This window comes from Rhizobium sp. WYCCWR 11146, assembly GCF_013591995.1.
Lineage (GTDB): Bacteria > Pseudomonadota > Alphaproteobacteria > Rhizobiales > Rhizobiaceae > Rhizobium > Rhizobium indicum.
Genome location: NZ_JACCEY010000024.1, coordinates 680,041 through 698,646, shown reverse-complemented (window position 1 = coordinate 698,646; position 18,606 = coordinate 680,041). Strand labels below are relative to the sequence as shown.

The following is an 18,606-nucleotide window of genomic DNA, read 5'->3' as shown; positions in this document are numbered from 1 at the left end:
GAGGACGAACAATGCTGAAATTTACCGAAGAACACGAATGGCTGAAGATCGAAGGCGGCGTTGCGACGGTCGGCATCACCACCTATGCCGTCGAACAGCTCGGCGACCTGGTTTTCGTCGAATTGCCGGAAGTCGGCGCGACCTTCTCCAAGAACGGCAATGCCGCGACCGTTGAATCGGTCAAGGCTGCTTCCGATGTCTATTGTCCGCTTGATGGCGAGATCACTGAGGTCAATCCGGCCATCGTTGCAGATCCGTCGCTGGTCAATTCCGATCCTCAGGGCGCCGGCTGGTTCTTCAAGCTGAAGCTGGCAAATGCTGCGGACGCCGATGGCCTGCTCGACGAGGCGGCCTACAAGGAGCTCACTGCGTAATGACGACGCCGACAGAATTCCAGTTCACCGACTATCAGCCCTACGATTTCGCCAATCGCCGCCATATCGGCCCCTCGCCGGCCGAGATGACCGATATGCTGAAGGTGATCGGCTATAACAGCCTCGATGGCCTGATCGACGCGACGCTGCCGCCCTCGATCCGCCAGAAGGCGCCGCTCGTCTGGGGTGCGCCGATGACCGAGCGCGAGGCGCTCGACAAGCTGCGCGAGACCGCCAACAAGAACAAGGTGCTGGTCTCGCTGATCGGCCAGGGTTACTACGGCACCATCACGCCGCCAGTCATCCAGCGCAACATCCTGGAAAACCCGGCCTGGTACACCGCCTACACGCCCTACCAGCCGGAGATCAGCCAGGGCCGCCTGGAAGCGCTGTTGAACTACCAGACGATGATCTGCGACCTCACCGGCCTCGACGTCGCCAACGCCTCGCTGCTCGACGAGGCGACCGCCGCCGCCGAAGGCATGGCGATTGCCGAGCGCGTCGCCAAATCGAAGGCCAAGGCCTTCTTCGTCGATGCCGACTGCCATCCGCAGACTATTGCCCTGATCCGCACCCGCGCCGAGCCGCTCGGCTGGAGCGTCATCGTCGGCAACCCCTTCACCGATCTCGATCCTGTCGACGTCTTTGGCGCGATCTTCCAATATCCCGGCACGCACGGTCACGTGCATGATTTTACCGGCCTGATCTCGCGCCTGCACCAGACTGGCGCCATAGCAATCGTCGCCGCCGATATCCTGGCGTTGACGTTGTTGAAATCCCCCGGCGAAATGGGCGCCGATATCGCCGTCGGATCCTCGCAGCGCTTCGGCGTCCCGGTCGGCTATGGCGGCCCGCACGCAGCCTATATGTCGGTCAAGGATGCCATCAAGCGCTCCATGCCTGGCCGCCTCGTCGGCGTTTCCGTCGATGCCCGTGGCAACCGTGCCTATCGCCTGTCGCTGCAGACCCGCGAACAGCATATCCGCCGCGAAAAGGCGACGTCGAACATCTGCACCGCCCAGGTGCTGCTGGCCGTCATGGCCTCGATGTATGCCGTCTTCCACGGCCCGAAGGGCATCAAGGCGATCGCCCAGCAGGTGCACCAGAAGGCCGTGCTGATGGCCAAGGGCCTGGAAAAGCTCGGTTACAAGGTTGAGCCCGAGACCTTCTTCGACACTATCACCGTCGATGTCGGCCATATGCAGGGCCTCATCCTGCGCGCCGCCGTCGCCGAAGGCGTCAATCTGCGCAAGGTTGGTGAAACCAAAATCGGCATGAGTCTCGACGAACGCACCCGGCCGGCGACGCTCGAAGCCGTCTGGCGCGCTTTCGGCGGCAATTTCACCATTGCCGATTTCGAGCCTTCCTACCGCCTGCCGAAGGGCCTGCTAAGGACCAGCGATTACCTCACCCATCCGATCTTCCACATGAACCGCGCCGAAAGCGAGATGACGCGTTACATCCGCCGGCTTTCCGACCGGGATCTGGCGCTTGACCGCTCGATGATCCCGCTCGGCTCCTGCACGATGAAACTCAACGCGACGGCGGAAATGCTGCCGATCACCTGGCCGGAATTTTCCGACATCCATCCCTTCGTGCCGGCCGACCAGGCGCTCGGCTACCGCGAGATGATCGACGACCTGATCGAAAAGCTCTGCGCCGTCACTGGCTACGACGCCTTCTCCATGCAGCCGAATTCCGGTGCGCAGGGCGAATATGCCGGCCTGCTGACGATCCGCAACTATCATATCGCCAATGGCGACGGCCATCGCGACGTCTGCCTGATCCCGACCTCGGCGCACGGTACCAATCCGGCTTCGGCCCAGATGGTCGGCATGAAGGTGGTGGTCGTCAAGGTGCGTGAAAACGGCGATATCGATCTCGACGATTTTCGCGCCAAGGCGGAGCAGCATGCGGCAAACCTCTCCTGCTGCATGATCACCTACCCCTCGACGCACGGCGTCTTCGAGGAGACGGTCAAGGAAATCTGCGATCTCGTTCATCAGAATGGTGGCCAGGTCTATCTCGACGGCGCCAACATGAACGCCATGGTCGGCCTGTCCCGCCCCGGTGACATCGGCTCCGACGTCAGCCACCTGAACCTGCACAAGACCTTCTGCATCCCGCATGGCGGCGGCGGCCCCGGCATGGGCCCGATCGGCGTCAAGGCGCATCTAGCCCCCTACCTGCCCGGCCATCCCGAAACCGACGGCCGTTCGGGTGCGGTCTCGGCCGCCGCCTTCGGCTCGGCCTCGATCCTGCCGATCTCCTGGAGCTATTGCCTGATGATGGGCGGCGAAGGCCTGACGCAGGCGACCAAGGTGGCGATCCTCAACGCCAACTATATCGCCACCCGGCTGAAGGGCGCCTATGACGTGCTCTACAAGTCGGCTGCCGGCCGCGTCGCGCATGAATGCATCATCGACACCCGCCCGCTGGTCGACAGCTCGGGCGTCACCGTCGACGACGTCGCCAAGCGGCTGATCGACTGCGGCTTCCATGCGCCGACCATGAGCTGGCCGGTCGCCGGCACGTTGATGATCGAGCCGACGGAAAGCGAGACCAAGGCCGAACTCGACCGCTTCTGCGAGGCGATGCTGGCGATCCGCGAGGAAGCCCGCGCCATCGAGGATGGCCGCATGGACAAGGTGAACAACCCGCTGAAGAACGCTCCGCACACGGTGGAAGACCTCGTCGGCGAATGGGACCGTCCCTACAGCCGAGAACAAGCCTGCTTCCCGCCCGGCGCCTTCCGTGTCGACAAATATTGGTCCCCGGTCAACCGCGTCGACAATGTCTACGGCGACCGCAACCTGATCTGCACCTGCCCGCCAGTGGAAAGCTACGCGGAGGCCGCGGAATAACAGCAATCCGGGCAGGCCCTCCCGCGCTTTGGAGGGGCTGCCCGCTTTGGGCGCACTACAGCGCCGCGCGTCTTTTCAGCAAAGGACGCCTGTCGCAAGAGACTACTTCCGCGCGATGGTCAGCATTGCTCCCACATTCCCAACATTAGGGAACGAGTTCGATTTCGCTCAACCGCCACTCCTTCGTGAAGAACGGTTCCAGCGGGCTGTACAGGCGAAGGAGCGTGAACCAGCCCTTGCCGGGCATTGTCTGGATCCAATTACCCCGTTTCACGCCCTCGGGTTGGGTCGGGCCGAAATAGATCGTCGTCGCGCCATCCGCGTCCGCTTCGGCGGCGGGCGATGGATAGCTCTGGCTGCCAGCGCGCGGGTAGCCTTGCGGCGTCTGGAGCATCGAGCGCGACTGGTTGTCGTAGAGGGTAAAGGACCAGAACGCGGCCGCTGGAATGTCCTTCGGTAGCGTCACCTTGTAGGTCTTGCCGCCGTCGAGGTCGTTCTTGTTGGCGTCCAGGAAACCCATGAGATATTGCGACCCGACCTTGGGGAGCCGCATGATCATGCCGGGCGAGTCGAGCGTGTAGCCGAAGTAGAACGCGGTTTTCGAGTCGAGGGTTCGAGCACCGGTCGGCGGCAATGGTGCGAAAAGACCCTCTTTGGTAATCATCGGCGGCGGGGTTTCGAAATTTGCGCCACCCTCCCACAGCATGTTTCCCCACATGGAGTCTGGATAGTACGACCAATCAGGATGGGGGCCGCTGGAACGCCAGTTCAGCGCACGGCTGGCCGCGTTTCCCACCGCTGCTGCGTCGGTCAGAATCTTCTTCATCCGGTCGTCCGGTTTGAATTCCTTGCCCTTGACGATACCGATGGCTGCCAATTGGCCTGCAAGTTCCGGATTGTAGGAATCGGCCGGCTCTGCCTGAACATTGGCGTTGATCATCTCGAAGAACGAATAGTCGCTTGGGGGGATCGTATTGAACGCCTTGCCGCCCGCCTCGAGGAACCTGGTTTCAGGAAGCGGCGGGTTCGATTCAAGCCTGACTTTGCCTTCGAGCGCCGTTGCGATGCTCGTGCCGACACCGCCCGGCGTGTAGGGATAGATCTTCATATTCTTCTTGATGTTCTCGACAGTCGGCTTCGGATCGTTGTCTACGAGGTAACCGCGAGATGCATAGATGACCCGGTTCGTCTTCGACCGCGCTACATAGAAACCGCCTTCGGGAACCGGACCGTCATAGCCGGGTGGCAGCAGCAGGTATCTTCCGCCTTCGCCGCGGTCGGGGCCGGGGAACCCGACATCGATGATCCAGCCAAACCACATGTCATTGATCGTGCCTACCCCCATAGGAGGTTGCTCGACCACGATCGGCCCCTTAGTCAAATCCACAATGCTGAAATAGTAGACGGTGTCGGCATTGGCCGTGAGGAACAGCGACTTCGAATCCATCAACTCGGGGTAAAGGGTGACCGTGTTGTCCTCCGCGCCGATGCTGAGCAGACCCTTGCGGATCGCATAGGCCGATGCGCCACCATAGCTGTTGAGGAACACGTCAAGGGCGCGGGTAAAATCAAGCGTGTCATAAACCTTTTTGACAGTTTCTGGGCTGGGAGCACCGTCCTTGAACTCGAGCGTACCAATGCGAGACTCGACTTTATCCGGGGTAACCAGGATCGGTGGGATTTCGCCCGCCGTCTGGCCGAAAGCTAGATTCCCGCCGTTGACGACGGTTGCGGTGATAAAAACTGCAACAAATGAAAGCTTTCTTCCGATATGTGTCATGCTGTCCTCCATTTCTTGAGTAAGACTTTGGATTGGCGCGGACAACACCACGTTACCGGGTGTCTATGGCGCGATGCACATGTCCCGTCACCCGAGCTTGCTCCGCGAATACTTTTTGGACAAGATTGTCCTCATGAGATTTTTGAGCCAGTGGGTCTGCAAATCGGACGATGTGAAACCCTTTCACGATGCCGTGAAATAGCAAGTACGTTACAGTAACATACGCGCTAAATGCCCACAGTTGTCAGTCGATTCCAGTTTGAGCCTCGCGCAGAAAAGTCTTCTTGAAGAATCGATTTACCATTCAAAGCACGCCCGATCGACGCGCGCTCCTGCGGATCTGCTAGGTCTAAGGAATGTTCAGATTGATACCTGTTGTCGCCGGAAAGCCGGACATTCACCCTTAAGAAGCTTCGGGAGGTCTCCGAGGACGACACCTTCAAGGCTTTCTGCCTGATCCGTTAGCCGGAGACGGGGGGCCGCCCGGTTTGCATCAACTGCGGACATGAGCGCTGCTATCCGATCCGATGCCAGAAGTACCGCCGAGAATTCTCGGTCACCTCGAAGTTTGCAACGCGAATTTCCTGGCACAGTCGAAAGTCGACACTGGAGTGTCTGCTTCCCTTAGGATGCGCAGGAGAGTTCCGCGTTTGTCGATGTCCTTGAATAGCGGCGTGACCGAACTTGCAGCGATCTTCGGAGGTTTTCTCGAACGAATTCGGACAGCGCCGTCAGGACGCTAATTCTCGTCGTCGACTTGCAGGACCGTGTCGAAAGCAGCTCGCTGCGGCTCAAAGGTCGCGATCTCGTCTGGGTGGCGGATCCTACATAATTGCGAAATTATGCAGTGGGATCAAATTTAACCTTTCTTAGCAAGTCTCTGTTAGCCTTTTAGAAAGGCGGCTTCCATCAATATGGATCGCCGTCGATCCCTTGTTTTGCGTGCAGGTTCTTATGCGTCCATCGGCAGTGCCAGCAATCCTCCTCGCCGCCCTGATCCTGTCGGGATGCGCTGCCAGTTCTGGCGCCGAAGATGTGCTGGGCAACGTGCCGTCTCCGGAAACGACCAATGCCATCGCCCAGCCGAGCGGCCCGATTCCGGCCGCCGCCGTTGGCGATCCTGCACCGCAGGCAAGCCCGCCGCAGCAGGCGTTGGGCTGGGCGGGAGAGGTTCCAGAACCGCGGGCGCTCGTGCCCGCCGACAGGCCGGTCGGCATGCCGCTGCCGACAGATAAGCCGGTCGCGCTGCTGATGCCGGCCAATCCCGCCGGCAATGCAATGCCCGATGTCGGCACGAGATCGCCGACACGCGGACAAATTTACGGCCACCGGTTCCGCGATGCCAAGCCGATCAACTTCGGCTCCACCTCGCCGAGAAAGCTTGCCGTGCACGGCGTCGACGTGTCGCGCTGGCAGGGCGAGATCGACTGGCAGACGTTGCGGCGGCAAGGCGCCAACTTCGTCTACATCAAGGCGACCGACGGCGGCGATCACCTTGATCCTATGTTCAAGAAGAACTGGCGCCGGGCCAAGGAAGCCGGCCTGAAACACGGCGCCTATCACTTCTTCTACTGGTGCCGGACAGGCGGTGAGCAGGCCGACTGGTTCATCCGCAACGTGCCAAGGGAAGCCAACGCTCTTCCGCCCGTCATCGACGTCGAATGGAACGGCGAATCGAGCTGCAAGAGGCGCATCTCCCCCACACGTGTTCGGGAAAAGATGCAGGTTTTCATGGATAAGCTGGAGCGCCATTACGGTCAGCGCCCGATCATCTATACCGCGCCGGATTTCTACCGCGACAATTTGAAGGGTCAACTGCTCGACTATCCCTTCTGGCTGCGCTCGGTGGCCGCTCATCCCTCCAAGGTCTATCCCGGCCGCAAGTGGGTCTTCTGGCAGTATTCCGGCTCTGGCCTTTCCGAAGGCGTCGACGGCAAGATCGACCTCAACGTCTTCAACGGCAACGAGAGCGATTGGCACGACTGGGTGGCGTCGCGTTAGCGAAGCTGGCCATGGCTCCGCGCCCCCGACCCCGTTCCGTGCCAATCCGGAACAGATGGATGCGAAGATGCGCGAACCTATAGGTCTTTGCTAACGCAACGCCTTCAACATTCCCTAAGCCCTTGCATGTACAAGAATTTCATCCAGTTCTGGGGAAACGGCTGATGAGCATATCGGGCATTACGAGCACTGCTCTTTCGGGAATGCGGGCGCAGACGACGCGGGTCGGCGCAATTGCCAACAACATCGCAAACAGCAGCACGCCGGGCTATGCAAGGCTGAACACCAGCCTCACCTCCGTTGCATCAGGCGGCGTCCAGGCCGTCGTCAGCCCGACCGCATCAGATGTCGATCCTGCCACCGAACTCACCGACCTGATCGAAGCCGAGCAGAGCTACAAGGCGAACGCCGTGGTCTTCGAGACCGGCGCCGACATGTGGGAAATGCTGATGAGCATCAAGCGCGACTGAACACGCCCGATTTCATCGGAGACTTGCTGGCGGAGAATTTTCCGCCGCTCTGAAGCTGTCAGGAATGCGCCGGCTCGCCCTGGCGCTGGGCGGCAAGGGCCGCGAGATCGGCAGGCTTCAGCTCGACGGATTCGCCGCAGCCGCAGGCCGATGTCTGGTTCGGATTGGTGAAGGTGAAGCCGGAGCGGAGCGTCGTCGTCTCGAACCCCATCTCGGTGCCGAGCAGGTAAAGAGCCGCGGATGGCTCGACCCAGACCTTTGCACCATCGCGCTCGATCAGGTCGTCCTTGGCATTGGGCTCGGTCACGAGGTCGATGGTATATTCCATACCGGCGCAGCCGCCCTTCTTGATGCCGACGCGCACGCCCTTGGCATCCGGTCCCGAGTTCTCGACGATCGCCTTGACGCGAGCCGCAGCACCGTCCGTCATGCTCATGATTGCAAAGCCCATCGGCTCATTCTCCTTCCGCAACCGGGGTCAAGATCCGGCGCTTCGTGATTCAAATGTAGTCTTCCGAGGTAAACGGATCAATACCACGGTACTGTATCAGTACCAGCCGACGGCGACCTGCGCCTCTTCCGACATGCGGTCCGGCGTCCATGGCGGATCGAAGGTCATGGCAACCTCGACGCCCGACACGCCCTCGACGGCGCCGACGGCGTTTTCGACCCAGCCGGGCATCTCGCCGGCCACCGGGCAGCCGGGTGCAGTCAGCGTCATCATGATTTTCACCATCCGGTCGTCCTCGATGTCGATCTTGTAGATCAGACCGAGCTCGAAGATATCGGCGGGAATTTCCGGATCGTAGACCGTCTTCAGCGCGCTGATGACGTCGTCGCTCAGCCGTGCCAGCTCATCGGCCGGAATGCTGGAATGCACGATGCCTTCGCGCACGTCGATCTTCTGTTCGCTTTCGTCCAGGCTCATCACGGACACTCCTCAAGCAAAGAACTTGCGCGCATAATCAAGCGCATCGGCCAGGGCATCGACCTCGGCGCGGGTATTGTACATGCCGAAGGATGCACGGCATGTGGAGGTGACGCCGAAGCGTTTCAAGAGCGGCATGGCGCAATGCGTGCCGGCCCTGACCGCAACACCCTGCCGGTCGATCACCATCGAGACGTCATGGGCATGAATGCCGGCAAGCTCGAAGGAAAAGATGCTGCCCTTGTCGGGCGCCGTCCCGAAGACGCGCAGCGAGTTGACGGATTTCAGTCGCTCGACCGCATAGGCGGCAAGATCGGCCTCATGCCGGGCGATCGCCTCGCGGCCGATCTTCTCCATATAATCGAGCGCGTAACCCAGCCCGATCGCCTGCACGATCGGCGGCGTGCCGGCCTCGAAGCGATGGGGCGGATCATTATAGGTAACCACGTCCTCGGCGACTTCGAAGATCATCTCGCCGCCGCCCTGGAAGGGGCGCATCTCGAAAAGCCGCTCCTTCTTGCCGTAGAGCACGCCAATGCCGGACGGGCCATAGAGCTTATGGCCGGTCATGACGTACCAGTCGCAATCGATATCCTGCACGTCGACAGGCAGATGCACAGCGCCCTGGCTGCCGTCGATCAGCACTGGAATTCCGCGCTCATGCGCGATCCGGCAGACTTCCTTGACGGGAACGATCGTGCCGAGCGCATTCGACATATGGGTGATGGCGACGAGCTTGGTGCGCTCCGTCAGGCTCTTTTCGAAATCCTCGATATGGAAGGCGCCCTCGTCGTCGACCGGCACCCAGACGAGTTTGGCCCCTTGCCGCTCGCGGATGAAGTGCCAGGGCACGATGTTGGAATGGTGCTCCATGATCGTCAGGACGATCTCGTCGCCTTCGCCAATCTTCGGCATGCCCCAGCCATAGGCGACGGTATTGATCGCTTCCGTCGAATTCTTGGTGAAGACGATGTCGTTCACCGAAGGCGCGTTGAGGAAGCGGCGGACCTTCTCGCGCGCTCCCTCATAGGCATCCGTCGCGGCGTTGGAAAGATAGTGCAGGCCACGATGCACATTGGCATATTCATTGGAATAGGCATGCGAGATGGCGTCGATCACCACCTGCGGCTTCTGCGCCGATGCGCCGTTGTCGAGATAGACCAGCGGCTTGCCATGCACCTTTTCCGCCAGGATCGGGAAATCCCGGCGGATGGCTTCGACGTCGTATTGCGTGGCCGGCACTATCTTGTCCATTAATATATCCGATCAGGCGTGCTTTTCGAGCCAGGCCGAAATCACGCCTTCCAGCGCCTCGACCAGGGCTTCATCATCAAGTTCCTCGACGATCTCGGCGACGAAGGCGTTGACGAGCATCGCCCGCGCCTTGTTCTCCGGAATGCCGCGCGCCATCATGTAATAGAGATGGTTGGCGTCGATATCGGTCACCGTGGCGCCGTGGCCGCACTGCACGTCGTCGGCGAAGATTTCGAGCTCGGGCTTGACCGAGAATTCGGCATCGTCGGACATCAACAGCGTGTTGCAGGCCATCTTGGCATCGGTTTTCTGCGCATCGGGCGCCACCCGGATCATGCCCTGGAAGACGCCCTTGGCGCGGTCGAAGACGACGTTGCGGATGACTTCGGTCGAGCCGGTATTCGGCACGTCGTGGCCGAGCACCATCGTCACGTCGGTATGGCTTTCTGCCCCGAGCAGGTTGATGCCGCGCAACGTCAGATCGGCGCCCTCGCCCGTCACCTTGATATGCAGCTCCTGGCGCACCAGCTTGCCGCCGGCATTGATGACAAAAAGCCGGAGCTTGGCGTCAGCGCCGAGATCAATGCGGATCTGCCCGAGATGCGTATCGTCGGCCCCCTGCTGCTGCAGGATGATCCAGGTCAGTTCCGTGCCTTCGCCAACCGTGATGTCGGTGACATGGGACACCAGCGCAGCATCGCCGGTCACCGTGCGGTGACGCTCGATGACGGTCGCCTTGACACCGGCGCCGAAGGACACAGGCAAGCGCGTATGCGTCTGCCCGCCCGCATGGATGAACTGGATTTCGAGCGGGTTTTCAAGCTCGGTCTCGGCAGGCACGTCGATGACATAGCCATCGCGCACGAAGCTCCCATTGATGCGGCCGACCGCGTCGTCGCTGCCGAGCGCATCGAGCCCGCCTGCGGCAGAGCCGTCAAGCAGACGTTCGGAATAGGCCGAAACGCCAAGACCGTCGACCGTAGCCTTCTGGTTGGAATGGCCTTGGATCACCGCCAGCACCGTGGCATCCGCAACGAGCGGCTCCAAAGCCTCCGAGCCGGCATCGCCCGCCTGCTGCGGAACGGTGCGCAGCAGATTCTTGAGGTCGGTATAATGCCAGGCCTCGATGCGGCGCGTCGGCAGGCCGGCCTTCTTCAGGTCGTCGAGAAGCCGGTCGCGCAGTGCCGTCACCGCGCCATTGCCCGGCAGCTCGCCGATCTGCTGGTTGAAAGCCTCGATCAGCGCCGTCTCGGCCGCAGTCAGGCGGCTCGTCGTCTGCATGTTCATGGACGTCGTCCTTTCCACCCGAAACTCAGGCCGCCGTGCCGATGATGTCGGCATAGCCGTTGGCTTCCAGCTCATGCGCCAGCGTCTTGTCGCCCGACTTGATCACTTGGCCCTTGTAGAGCACGTGGACGGTATCCGGCACGATATAGTCGAGCAGGCGCTGGTAGTGGGTGATGACCACGACCGCGCGGTCCGGCGAACGCAGCGCGTTGACGCCGTCGGCGACAATCTTCAGCGCATCGATGTCGAGGCCGGAATCGGTTTCGTCAAGCACGCACAGCTTCGGTTCGAGCAGCGCCATCTGCAGGATCTCGGCCCGCTTCTTTTCGCCGCCGGAGAAGCCGACGTTCAGCGGCCGCTTCAGCATCTCGGTATTGATCTGCAGCTTGCCGGCGGCATCCTTGACGCGGCGCATGAAGTCCGGCGTCGTCAACTCGTCCTCGCCGCGCGCCTTGCGCTGCTCGTTCATCGCCACCTTCAGGAACTGCATGGTGGCGACGCCCGGAATTTCAACCGGGTACTGGAAGGCAAGGAAGATGCCCTTGGCGGCGCGCTCGGCCGGGTCGAGCTCGAGAATGCTTTCGCCATTGTAGAGAATGTCACCCTCGGTGACTTCGTAGTCGCTGCGGCCGGACAGCACATAGGAGAGCGTCGACTTGCCGGAGCCGTTCGGCCCCATGATCGCGGCAACTTCGCCGGCCTTCACCGTCAGGTTCAAGCCACGAATGATCTCGGTGCCGTCTTCGGCAATGCGGGCATGGAGGTTTCTGATTTCAAGCATCTCGTTCTTCCTGTTCATAAAGCGGGTTCAAGTGCCGCCTGATAGACCGTTCGCACCGGTCTCAATCCGTCATCCTCGGGCTTGTCCCGAGGATCTAAGCCGTCAATTATAATCGTCCTACTGCTCCGACGTGACTTTCCGCATAGGTACGTAGATCTTCGGGACAAGCCCGAGGATGACGGACCCGTGTTTAGCCCACCGAGCCTTCCAGCGAGATGCTGATCAGCTTCTGCGCCTCGACAGCGAATTCCATCGGCAGTTCCTGCAGGACTTCCTTGACGAAACCGTTGACGATCAGCGCGATCGCCGCTTCGGTCGGGATGCCGCGCTGCAGGCAGTAGAACAGTTGGTCCTCGGAGATCTTCGAGGTTGTGGCTTCATGCTCGAACTGCGCCGTCGAATTCTTCGCCTCGATGTAGGGCACGGTATGGGCGCCGCACTTGTCACCGATCAACAGCGAATCGCACTGGGTGAAGTTGCGCGCGTTCGACGCCTTGCGGTGAGCCGAAACCTGGCCGCGATAGGTGTTGTTGGAAACACCGGCGGCGATGCCCTTGGAAACGATGCGGCTCGACGTATTCTTGCCGAGATGGATCATCTTGGTGCCGCTGTCGATCTGCTGATGGCCGTTGGACACGGCGATCGAGTAGAACTCGCCGCGGCTGTCGTCGCCGCGCAGGATGCAGGACGGATATTTCCAGGTGATCGCCGAGCCGGTTTCGACCTGCGTCCACGAAATCTTCGAACGGTCGCCGCGGCAATCGCCGCGCTTGGTGACGAAGTTGTAGATGCCGCCCTTGCCGTTCTTGTCGCCCGGATACCAGTTCTGCACCGTCGAATATTTGATCTCGGCATCGTCGAGCGCGACCAGCTCGACCACGGCAGCGTGCAGCTGGTTTTCGTCGCGCTGCGGCGCCGTGCAGCCTTCGAGATAGGAGACGTAGGCGCCCTCTTCCGCAATGATCAGCGTGCGCTCGAACTGGCCGGTGCCCTTCTCGTTGATGCGGAAATAGGTGGAAAGCTCCATCGGGCAGCGAACGCCCTTCGGCACGAAGACGAAGGAACCGTCGGTAAAGACCGCCGAATTGAGCGTCGCATAGTAGTTGTCGCTCGTCGGAACGACGGAGCCGAGGTACTTCTGCACCAGTTCCGGATACTCGCGGATGGCTTCCGAGATCGACATGAAGATCACGCCGGCCTTCTTCAGCTCTGCCTTGAAGGTGGTGACGACCGAGACGCTGTCGAAAACGGCGTCGACGGCGATCTTCGGCTTCTCGACGCCGGCAAGGATCTCCTGCTCACGCAGCGGGATGCCGAGCTTCTCATAGACCTTCAACAGCTCCGGATCGACCTCGTCGAGCGACTTTGGACCCGGCGTGCTCTTCGGCGCGGCGTAATAATAGATGTCGTTGAAATCGATCTTCGGATAGTTGACGCGCGCCCAGGTCGGCTCTTCCAGCGTCAGCCAGCGACGATAGGCCTCGAGACGCCATTCCAGCATCCACTCCGGCTCCTGCTTCTTCGCCGAAATGAAGCGGATGATATCTTCGGACAAGCCTTTCGGCGCCTTGTCCATCTCGATGACGGTCTCGAAACCGTATTTATACTGGTCCACATCGATCAGGCGCACCTGGTCGATTGTTTCCTGCACCGCAGCCATCTCATTCTCCAATCTCGCCGGATACAAGGTCCGGCAGCTTGTAGCGTTTGGGCAATTACCTTGCCCCTCATGTAAGAGGCCAAAAGGGACTTTTCAGCCCGATTGGCAAGCAGAAATTTGCGTTTCCGCAAGTTTTGACAGCGGGCACGCCGCCTCCCCAGCCGACCTGCGCCGGTTGGCGATCTTTGCGAAAGCCGCAATCGCCCTGTCGATATCCTCTTCCGTCGTCGAAAAGCCGAGCGAGATGCGCAGCGCCCCGAGCTTGGCGTCACGGCCCATCGCCGTCAGCACATGGCTTTCGCCAAGCCGGCCGGACGAGCAGGCAGAGCCTGCGGATAGGGCAACGCCTTCGAGGTCGAAAGCAATCTGTCCAGTCTCGGCCTTCAGCCCCGGTAGGGTGAAGAAGATCGTATTGGCGACGCGCTCGCCGCCCTCACCGTGGATCATCACATCGGCTGCTACCTCACGCATGCCGGCTTCGAGCCGCTCGCGCAACACGCCGATCGCCGCATTACGCGCCTCGAGTTCGTCTGCCGCGGCTTCTGCCGCCGCGCCGAAGCCGATCAGCGCCAGCGAATTCTGTGTCCCTGAGCGGTGACCCCGCTCCTGCCCGCCGCCTTGGATCAGCGGCCTGGGCATCAGCGCCTCGCCCTGCGCGATGAGCGCGCCGGCACCCTTCGGCCCGCCGATCTTGTGCGAGGAAACGATCATGAAGTCGGCGCCGATCTTGCCGATATCGAGCGCGATGCGGCCGGCCGCCTGCACGGCGTCGACGACGAAGAGCCCGCCATGGGCGTGGACGATCTTTGCCGCCGCCTCGACCGGCTGGACAATGCCCGTCTCGTTATTGACGAGCATGATAGCGACCATCGGCAGGCCGGCGGCCTTGTCATGCGCATCAAGCAGGAGGCCGAGCGCATCGAGATCGACGATGCCGGCTTCCGTCACCGGGATCTCGGTCATCTTCTCTTTGGCGAAGCGGCCGCCTTCGCGCACCGCCGGATGCTCGATCGCCGAGAAATAGAGATGGCCAAGGCGGAGCGGCGTGCGGCCCATGCGGAAATCCGGCGTCAGCACCAGATTGGCGGCTTCGGTCGCGCCGCTGGTAAAGACCACATTGCCGGCATCGGTGCCGGCAAGTGCTGCCACCTTGCGCCGTGCGCCTTCGATGGCGGCGCGGGCGGCCCGGCCCTCGCCGTGAACGGAATTTGGATTGCCGAAAATATCGATGGCGCGCATGATCGCCGCGCGTGCTGCGGGGTGCAGCGGCGCTGTGGCGTTCCAGTCGAGATAAAGGCGTGGCGGCGCCATGATCTTCAGTCCTGCGCTTGACGAGCTTGCTTCAGCATCCGCGGTTCATTTTTCTTGAAATTTCCGCCGGGCTTGCCTTATGACACATTCCACGATGCGTGGATCGCCATGCAAGTTTCGAATTGTTCTAAACTGCGTTTTAGAAAAGCTGACAACACTAGTCAAGTCATGTTGTCATCCAACGCAGCGCGAACGCGAAATAAAACCCGGAGTACCAATGCCCGAAGTTATTTTCAACGGCCCAGCCGGCCGTCTTGAAGGCCGCTACCAGCCCTCCAAGGAAAAAAGCGCGCCCATCGCCCTGATTCTGCATCCGCATCCGCAGTTCGGCGGCACGATGAACAATCAGATCGTCTATCAGCTCTTCTACATGTTCCAGAAGCGCGGATTTACGACGCTGCGCTTCAATTTCCGGGGAATCGGCCGCAGCCAGGGTGAATTCGACCACGGCGCCGGCGAGCTCTCGGATGCAGCCTCGGCGCTCGACTGGGTGCAGAGCCTGCATCCTGATTCCAAGACCTGTTGGGTCGCCGGTTATTCCTTTGGCTCCTGGATCGGCATGCAGCTTCTGATGCGCCGGCCGGAAATCGAAGGCTTCATGTCGATCTCGCCCCAGCCGAACACCTACGACTTTTCCTTCCTGGCGCCCTGCCCGTCTTCCGGCCTGATCATCAACGGCGAAGCCGACAAGGTGGCCCCGGAAAAGGATGTCAACGGCCTGGTCGAAAAGCTGAAGACCCAGAAGGGCATCCTCATCACCCACCGCACCGTCGCCAACGCCAACCACTTCTTCAACGGTCAGGTGGAAACGCTGATGGGCGAATGCGAGGATTATCTCGACCGCCGCCTCAACGGCGAACTGGTGCCGGAACCGGCCGCCAAGCGGATTCGCTGACACCACAAATCTCAGCCTCATCAATGCCATGACGGTCCGGAACACAACCGGGCCGGCTGTGCCAGAACAGATCACCTATCGTGTTGCAATCCATGTTGCAGTGCGGTAGGGTCCTCGCGATCCTAACAAAAGCGAGGTCCGCAATGACCAAGTCGTTCGGGGAAGTCCTGGATAAGTATAGGGGAATTGGTCCGGGGTTCGATTTTCTTCGAATAGGGCTCGCCTTTTCCATCGTATTGACCCATTCCTTTTTGTTAACCGACAACAATGACTTCATCAGGGGGTCAGTATTCTGGTTCACTGAATACGCTCTTGTTCCGATGTTCTTCGCTTTGAGCGGATTTCTGATCGCCGGCAGTGCACAGCGCCTGAGCCTCCGGAATTTCCTGATCAACCGAGGCTTGCGCATCGTCCCGGCCCTTGCCGTCGATATCGTCGTTTGTTCGCTGATCATCGGGCCGATCATCACGGTCGTCTATCATTCCGAATATTTTACCGATCAGCGGTTTTTCAAATACTTCCTGAATATCGTCGGCTGGATCCATTACGAGCTGCCGGGCGTTTTCCAGGATAATCCGAGCCAGCGTGTCAACGGCGCTCTGTGGACGGTTCCCTGGGAAATCTTCTGCTACATCATCATGTCGTTCCTGATGATCACCGCCATTGTGAAGACGCGCTACAAGCTGCTGGCGGTGACGATCGCCTACATCGTCATCGGCCTTATCGTGCAGAAGATGCCCTATCTGTTGCCAGGCTCGATCAAGCCGATCGCGCGCTTCCTGTTCATGAGCCGAGGCTCCCAGCTGATAACGGCCTTCATGATGGGCATCGTCGCCTTTCAGTTCAGGGCAGTCATTCCGCATTCCCGCTGGATATTCGGCGCTGCCTGCTTGGTCTGCATCGTCGCCATCCTCACCCTGGACAGCCGAGCGACGGAGTCGGTGCTCAACCGGCCCTTGGTCATCACCTCTCTTGTTTACATCACCGTCTTCGTCGGCCTGTCCGAGGTGCCCATCCCGGCCTTTTTCAGGAAAGGCGACTATTCCTACGGCGTCTATCTTTATCACGACCCGTTCTTGCAGATCTGGATCAGCTCGTTCCCGTCGCTCTTTCTCTACCCGAAATACGGTGCGCTGGCGCTCTATCTCGTCGGTCTGCCATCGGCTCTCGCCGTTGCGGTGCTGTCCTGGCATTTCATCGAGAAGCCGATCCTCGGCCTTCGCAAGAAATTCTCATTCATCGCCCAGGTCAGGGGCGTCGAGGATGGCAATCAGGCTGGGCACGAACCCCATGTCCGGCCGGTCGCCGTCAAGAGTTAGAGCTTTGCCGGCCGCATATCGGCGGTCAGTCCGAAAACCGTGTCCAGCACTCCATCGATCAGGATCGGCGCGCGTTCGCGCATGCCGATCTTTCTGAGGACGCGTTGCGAGGCGATGTTTTCGGGATGCGTGAAGGCGATGAAGCCCGATGCAAACTTCCTTTCGAAGAACCAGTCGGCAAGCGCACTCGCCGCTTCCGTTGCCAGGCCCCTGCCCCACGCCTCCTCGCGCAGGGAATAGCCGAGTTCGAATTGCTCGTTCCTGAACTTTGAAATCCCCGCACGGCCGACAAATCGACCGTCCTCGGCGAGGAGCTTGTATTTGGTCGTGCCGTCGCGCGCCTGTTCCTCGAACCAGCCGCGCAGCCGTTCCTCAGCCTTTTGGAGGCTCCACGGCACGTTGCCGGACAAATATCGGGTCGTCGCCATCGTCGAATGCAGCTGTTGCACCAGGGTCCCATCGCCTTCGTCCCACATGACGAAGGTAAGCCGTGGCGTCTTCAGCATGACCCGCTGCTCTCTCATGGCGTCGCCAGCACCCCGCCGCTGACGGGAGCGTCGACTCCCGTCGTGCCGGGGAATGTCAGCGGCAGTCCGTCCAGCGACCGGACGGCGAGATAGGCCCAGGCCTCGGCTTCCATCGCATCGCCGTCGAAGCCCGACTCCTCCGCCGTCAGCACCCTCGAGCCCAGCCTTTCGGCCATGACTGAGAACTCTGCCATGAGAGTGGCGTTCAGCCGCCCGCCGCCGCAGACGATATACATCGCTGGGGTCTCCGGCAGGAAACCGGCGGATTTGATGATCGAGGCGGCGGCGACATGCGCGAGCGTCCGGGCGCCGTCTTCAAGGCTCGCTTCCTCGGGCTGAAGCGGTGCAAAATCGCCGCGGTCCAGCGACCGGCGAATATTGCCGCGGAAGAACGGGCTTTGCAGATAGCGTTCCGCCAGGCTGGCCACGACCTTTCCGCGCCCACCGATCTCGCCGCTGGGGTCATAGGTTTTACCGGTCTGCATCTCCACCCACTGGTCGATCAGCGTATTGCCCGGACCGCTGTCGAACGCCGATATCCGTCCGTCGGTGCCGATAAAGGTGAGATTGGAGATGCCGCCGATATTGACGAAGCACACTGCCTGTCCCGCCTGCTGGAATTTTCCCGCAAGTGCTGCGTGATAGGCCGGCACCAGCGGCGCGCCCTGCCCGCCATGAACCATATCGTTGGCGCGCATGTCGTAGACCACCGATATGCCGGTTCTCTTCGCCAGTTCCCCGCCGTCTCCGATCTGGATCGTCAATCCCTCGTCAGGGCGATGAAGCACCGTCTGGCCATGGAAGCCGAGAACATCGACGGCATCGGCAGAAAGCCCGAAACGCTCCATGAATGCCGTAACGGCAATTGCATGCCGCAAGGTGAGTTCAAGCTCGATATCGCGAAGCTCAGCGGGTCGCTGGCTTCTCTCACTGAGTGGACGCGACAGTTCTAGCGCCCGTTTGAGCTGCCCGCGAAAATCCGCGTCATAGGGCACGCCCATGAACGGCCCGCGCTCGATGAAGCCGCGGCCGTCGGTCCTGATCAACGCGACGTCGATTCCGTCCATCGACGTGCCGCTCATCAGCCCGATCGCGGTCCTGATGACATCCATGAGGCTTGCCTCCCATGCGATTCCCGGATGCACTTTTATAAAA

The 18,606-nt window shown here is 60.8% G+C and carries 16 protein-coding genes; 6 read left to right on the top strand and 10 right to left on the bottom strand.

All coding sequences use genetic code 11. From position 1 onward, the window contains the following. Positions 1 to 11 precede the first annotated feature (11 nt). Complete coding sequence (gcvH, locus tag HX899_RS23120) at positions 12 to 374, top strand: glycine cleavage system protein GcvH (RefSeq protein WP_003539971.1); 363 nt, start codon at positions 12 to 14, stop codon at positions 372 to 374. Beyond that, positions 374 to 3,238: an aminomethyl-transferring glycine dehydrogenase gene (gene gcvP / locus HX899_RS23115; RefSeq protein ID WP_181293487.1), complete on the top strand. Its 2,865-nt coding sequence runs from the start codon at positions 374 to 376 to the stop codon at positions 3,236 to 3,238. Before gcvH ends, gcvP begins: the two co-directional genes overlap by 1 nt. 145 nt (positions 3,239 to 3,383) lie before the next feature. On the opposite strand, the gene HX899_RS23110 is transcribed toward gcvP, so the two are convergent. Then, a complete protein-coding gene (locus tag HX899_RS23110; RefSeq protein ID WP_181293486.1) occupies positions 3,384 to 5,018 on the bottom strand; it encodes a DUF1254 domain-containing protein in 1,635 nt (544 codons plus the stop codon). Positions 5,019 to 5,972: 954 nt separating this feature from the next. Here HX899_RS23110 and HX899_RS23105 point away from each other — a divergent pair. Both HX899_RS23105 and HX899_RS23100 read left to right on the top strand, forming a co-directional pair. After that, a complete protein-coding gene (locus HX899_RS23105) occupies positions 5,973 to 7,019 on the top strand; it encodes a GH25 family lysozyme (RefSeq protein WP_181293485.1) in 1,047 nt (348 codons plus the stop codon). 164 nt (positions 7,020 to 7,183) lie between these two features. Beyond that, positions 7,184 to 7,489, top strand: a complete 306-nt coding sequence (locus tag HX899_RS23100) for a flagellar basal body rod protein FlgC (RefSeq protein WP_181293484.1) — start codon at positions 7,184 to 7,186, stop codon at positions 7,487 to 7,489. 58 nt (positions 7,490 to 7,547) lie between these two features. Here the strand turns inward: HX899_RS23100 and sufA are convergent, their stop codons facing one another. The 7 genes from sufA to HX899_RS23065 all read right to left on the bottom strand — a co-directional run bounded on the left by sufA (position 7,548) and on the right by HX899_RS23065 (position 14,710). Then, the gene (gene sufA / locus HX899_RS23095) at positions 7,548 to 7,940 is read right to left on the bottom strand and encodes a Fe-S cluster assembly scaffold SufA (protein ID WP_018072227.1); all 393 of its coding nucleotides are present in this window, start codon (positions 7,938 to 7,940) and stop codon (positions 7,548 to 7,550) included. A 96-nt stretch (positions 7,941 to 8,036) separates the two neighbouring features. Next, positions 8,037 to 8,417, bottom strand: coding sequence for an SUF system Fe-S cluster assembly protein (locus HX899_RS23090; protein WP_003559708.1), 381 nt, complete (start codon positions 8,415 to 8,417; stop codon positions 8,037 to 8,039). 12 nt (positions 8,418 to 8,429) lie between these two features. Beyond that, the gene (locus HX899_RS23085; protein ID WP_181293483.1) at positions 8,430 to 9,671 is read right to left on the bottom strand and encodes a cysteine desulfurase; all 1,242 of its coding nucleotides are present in this window, start codon (positions 9,669 to 9,671) and stop codon (positions 8,430 to 8,432) included. Positions 9,672 to 9,683: 12 nt separating this feature from the next. After that, entirely contained in the window at positions 9,684 to 10,958 is a 1,275-nt protein-coding gene (gene sufD / locus HX899_RS23080) for a Fe-S cluster assembly protein SufD (RefSeq protein ID WP_138389099.1), read from the bottom strand. A gap of 25 nt (positions 10,959 to 10,983) precedes the next feature. Continuing rightward, positions 10,984 to 11,739, bottom strand: coding sequence for a Fe-S cluster assembly ATPase SufC (sufC, locus tag HX899_RS23075; RefSeq protein WP_018445225.1), 756 nt, complete (start codon positions 11,737 to 11,739; stop codon positions 10,984 to 10,986). A 190-nt stretch (positions 11,740 to 11,929) separates the two neighbouring features. Beyond that, complete coding sequence (gene sufB / locus HX899_RS23070) at positions 11,930 to 13,399, bottom strand: Fe-S cluster assembly protein SufB (protein ID WP_138389098.1); 1,470 nt, start codon at positions 13,397 to 13,399, stop codon at positions 11,930 to 11,932. A gap of 93 nt (positions 13,400 to 13,492) precedes the next feature. After that, positions 13,493 to 14,710 (bottom strand): cysteine desulfurase family protein, encoded by a 1,218-nt coding sequence (locus HX899_RS23065; RefSeq protein ID WP_138329341.1) that lies wholly within the window; start codon positions 14,708 to 14,710, stop codon positions 13,493 to 13,495. A 217-nt stretch (positions 14,711 to 14,927) separates the two neighbouring features. Here HX899_RS23065 and HX899_RS23060 point away from each other — a divergent pair, with 217 nt between their 5' ends. Both HX899_RS23060 and HX899_RS23055 read left to right on the top strand, forming a co-directional pair. Further along, on the top strand, positions 14,928 to 15,605 hold the full coding sequence (locus HX899_RS23060) for an alpha/beta hydrolase (protein ID WP_003540001.1): 678 nt from the start codon (positions 14,928 to 14,930) through the stop codon (positions 15,603 to 15,605). 143 nt (positions 15,606 to 15,748) lie between these two features. Continuing rightward, on the top strand, positions 15,749 to 16,924 hold the full coding sequence (locus tag HX899_RS23055) for an acyltransferase (RefSeq protein WP_181293482.1): 1,176 nt from the start codon (positions 15,749 to 15,751) through the stop codon (positions 16,922 to 16,924). Here the strand turns inward: HX899_RS23055 and HX899_RS23050 are convergent. Both HX899_RS23050 and HX899_RS23045 read right to left on the bottom strand, forming a co-directional pair. Then, a complete protein-coding gene (locus tag HX899_RS23050) occupies positions 16,921 to 17,448 on the bottom strand; it encodes a GNAT family N-acetyltransferase (protein WP_138389096.1) in 528 nt (175 codons plus the stop codon). The two genes, HX899_RS23055 and HX899_RS23050, sit on opposite strands and share 4 nt — an antisense overlap. Then, positions 17,445 to 18,563 (bottom strand): anhydro-N-acetylmuramic acid kinase, encoded by a 1,119-nt coding sequence (locus HX899_RS23045; protein ID WP_181293481.1) that lies wholly within the window; start codon positions 18,561 to 18,563, stop codon positions 17,445 to 17,447. Before HX899_RS23045 ends, HX899_RS23050 begins: the two co-directional genes overlap by 4 nt. Positions 18,564 to 18,606 lie beyond the last annotated feature (43 nt).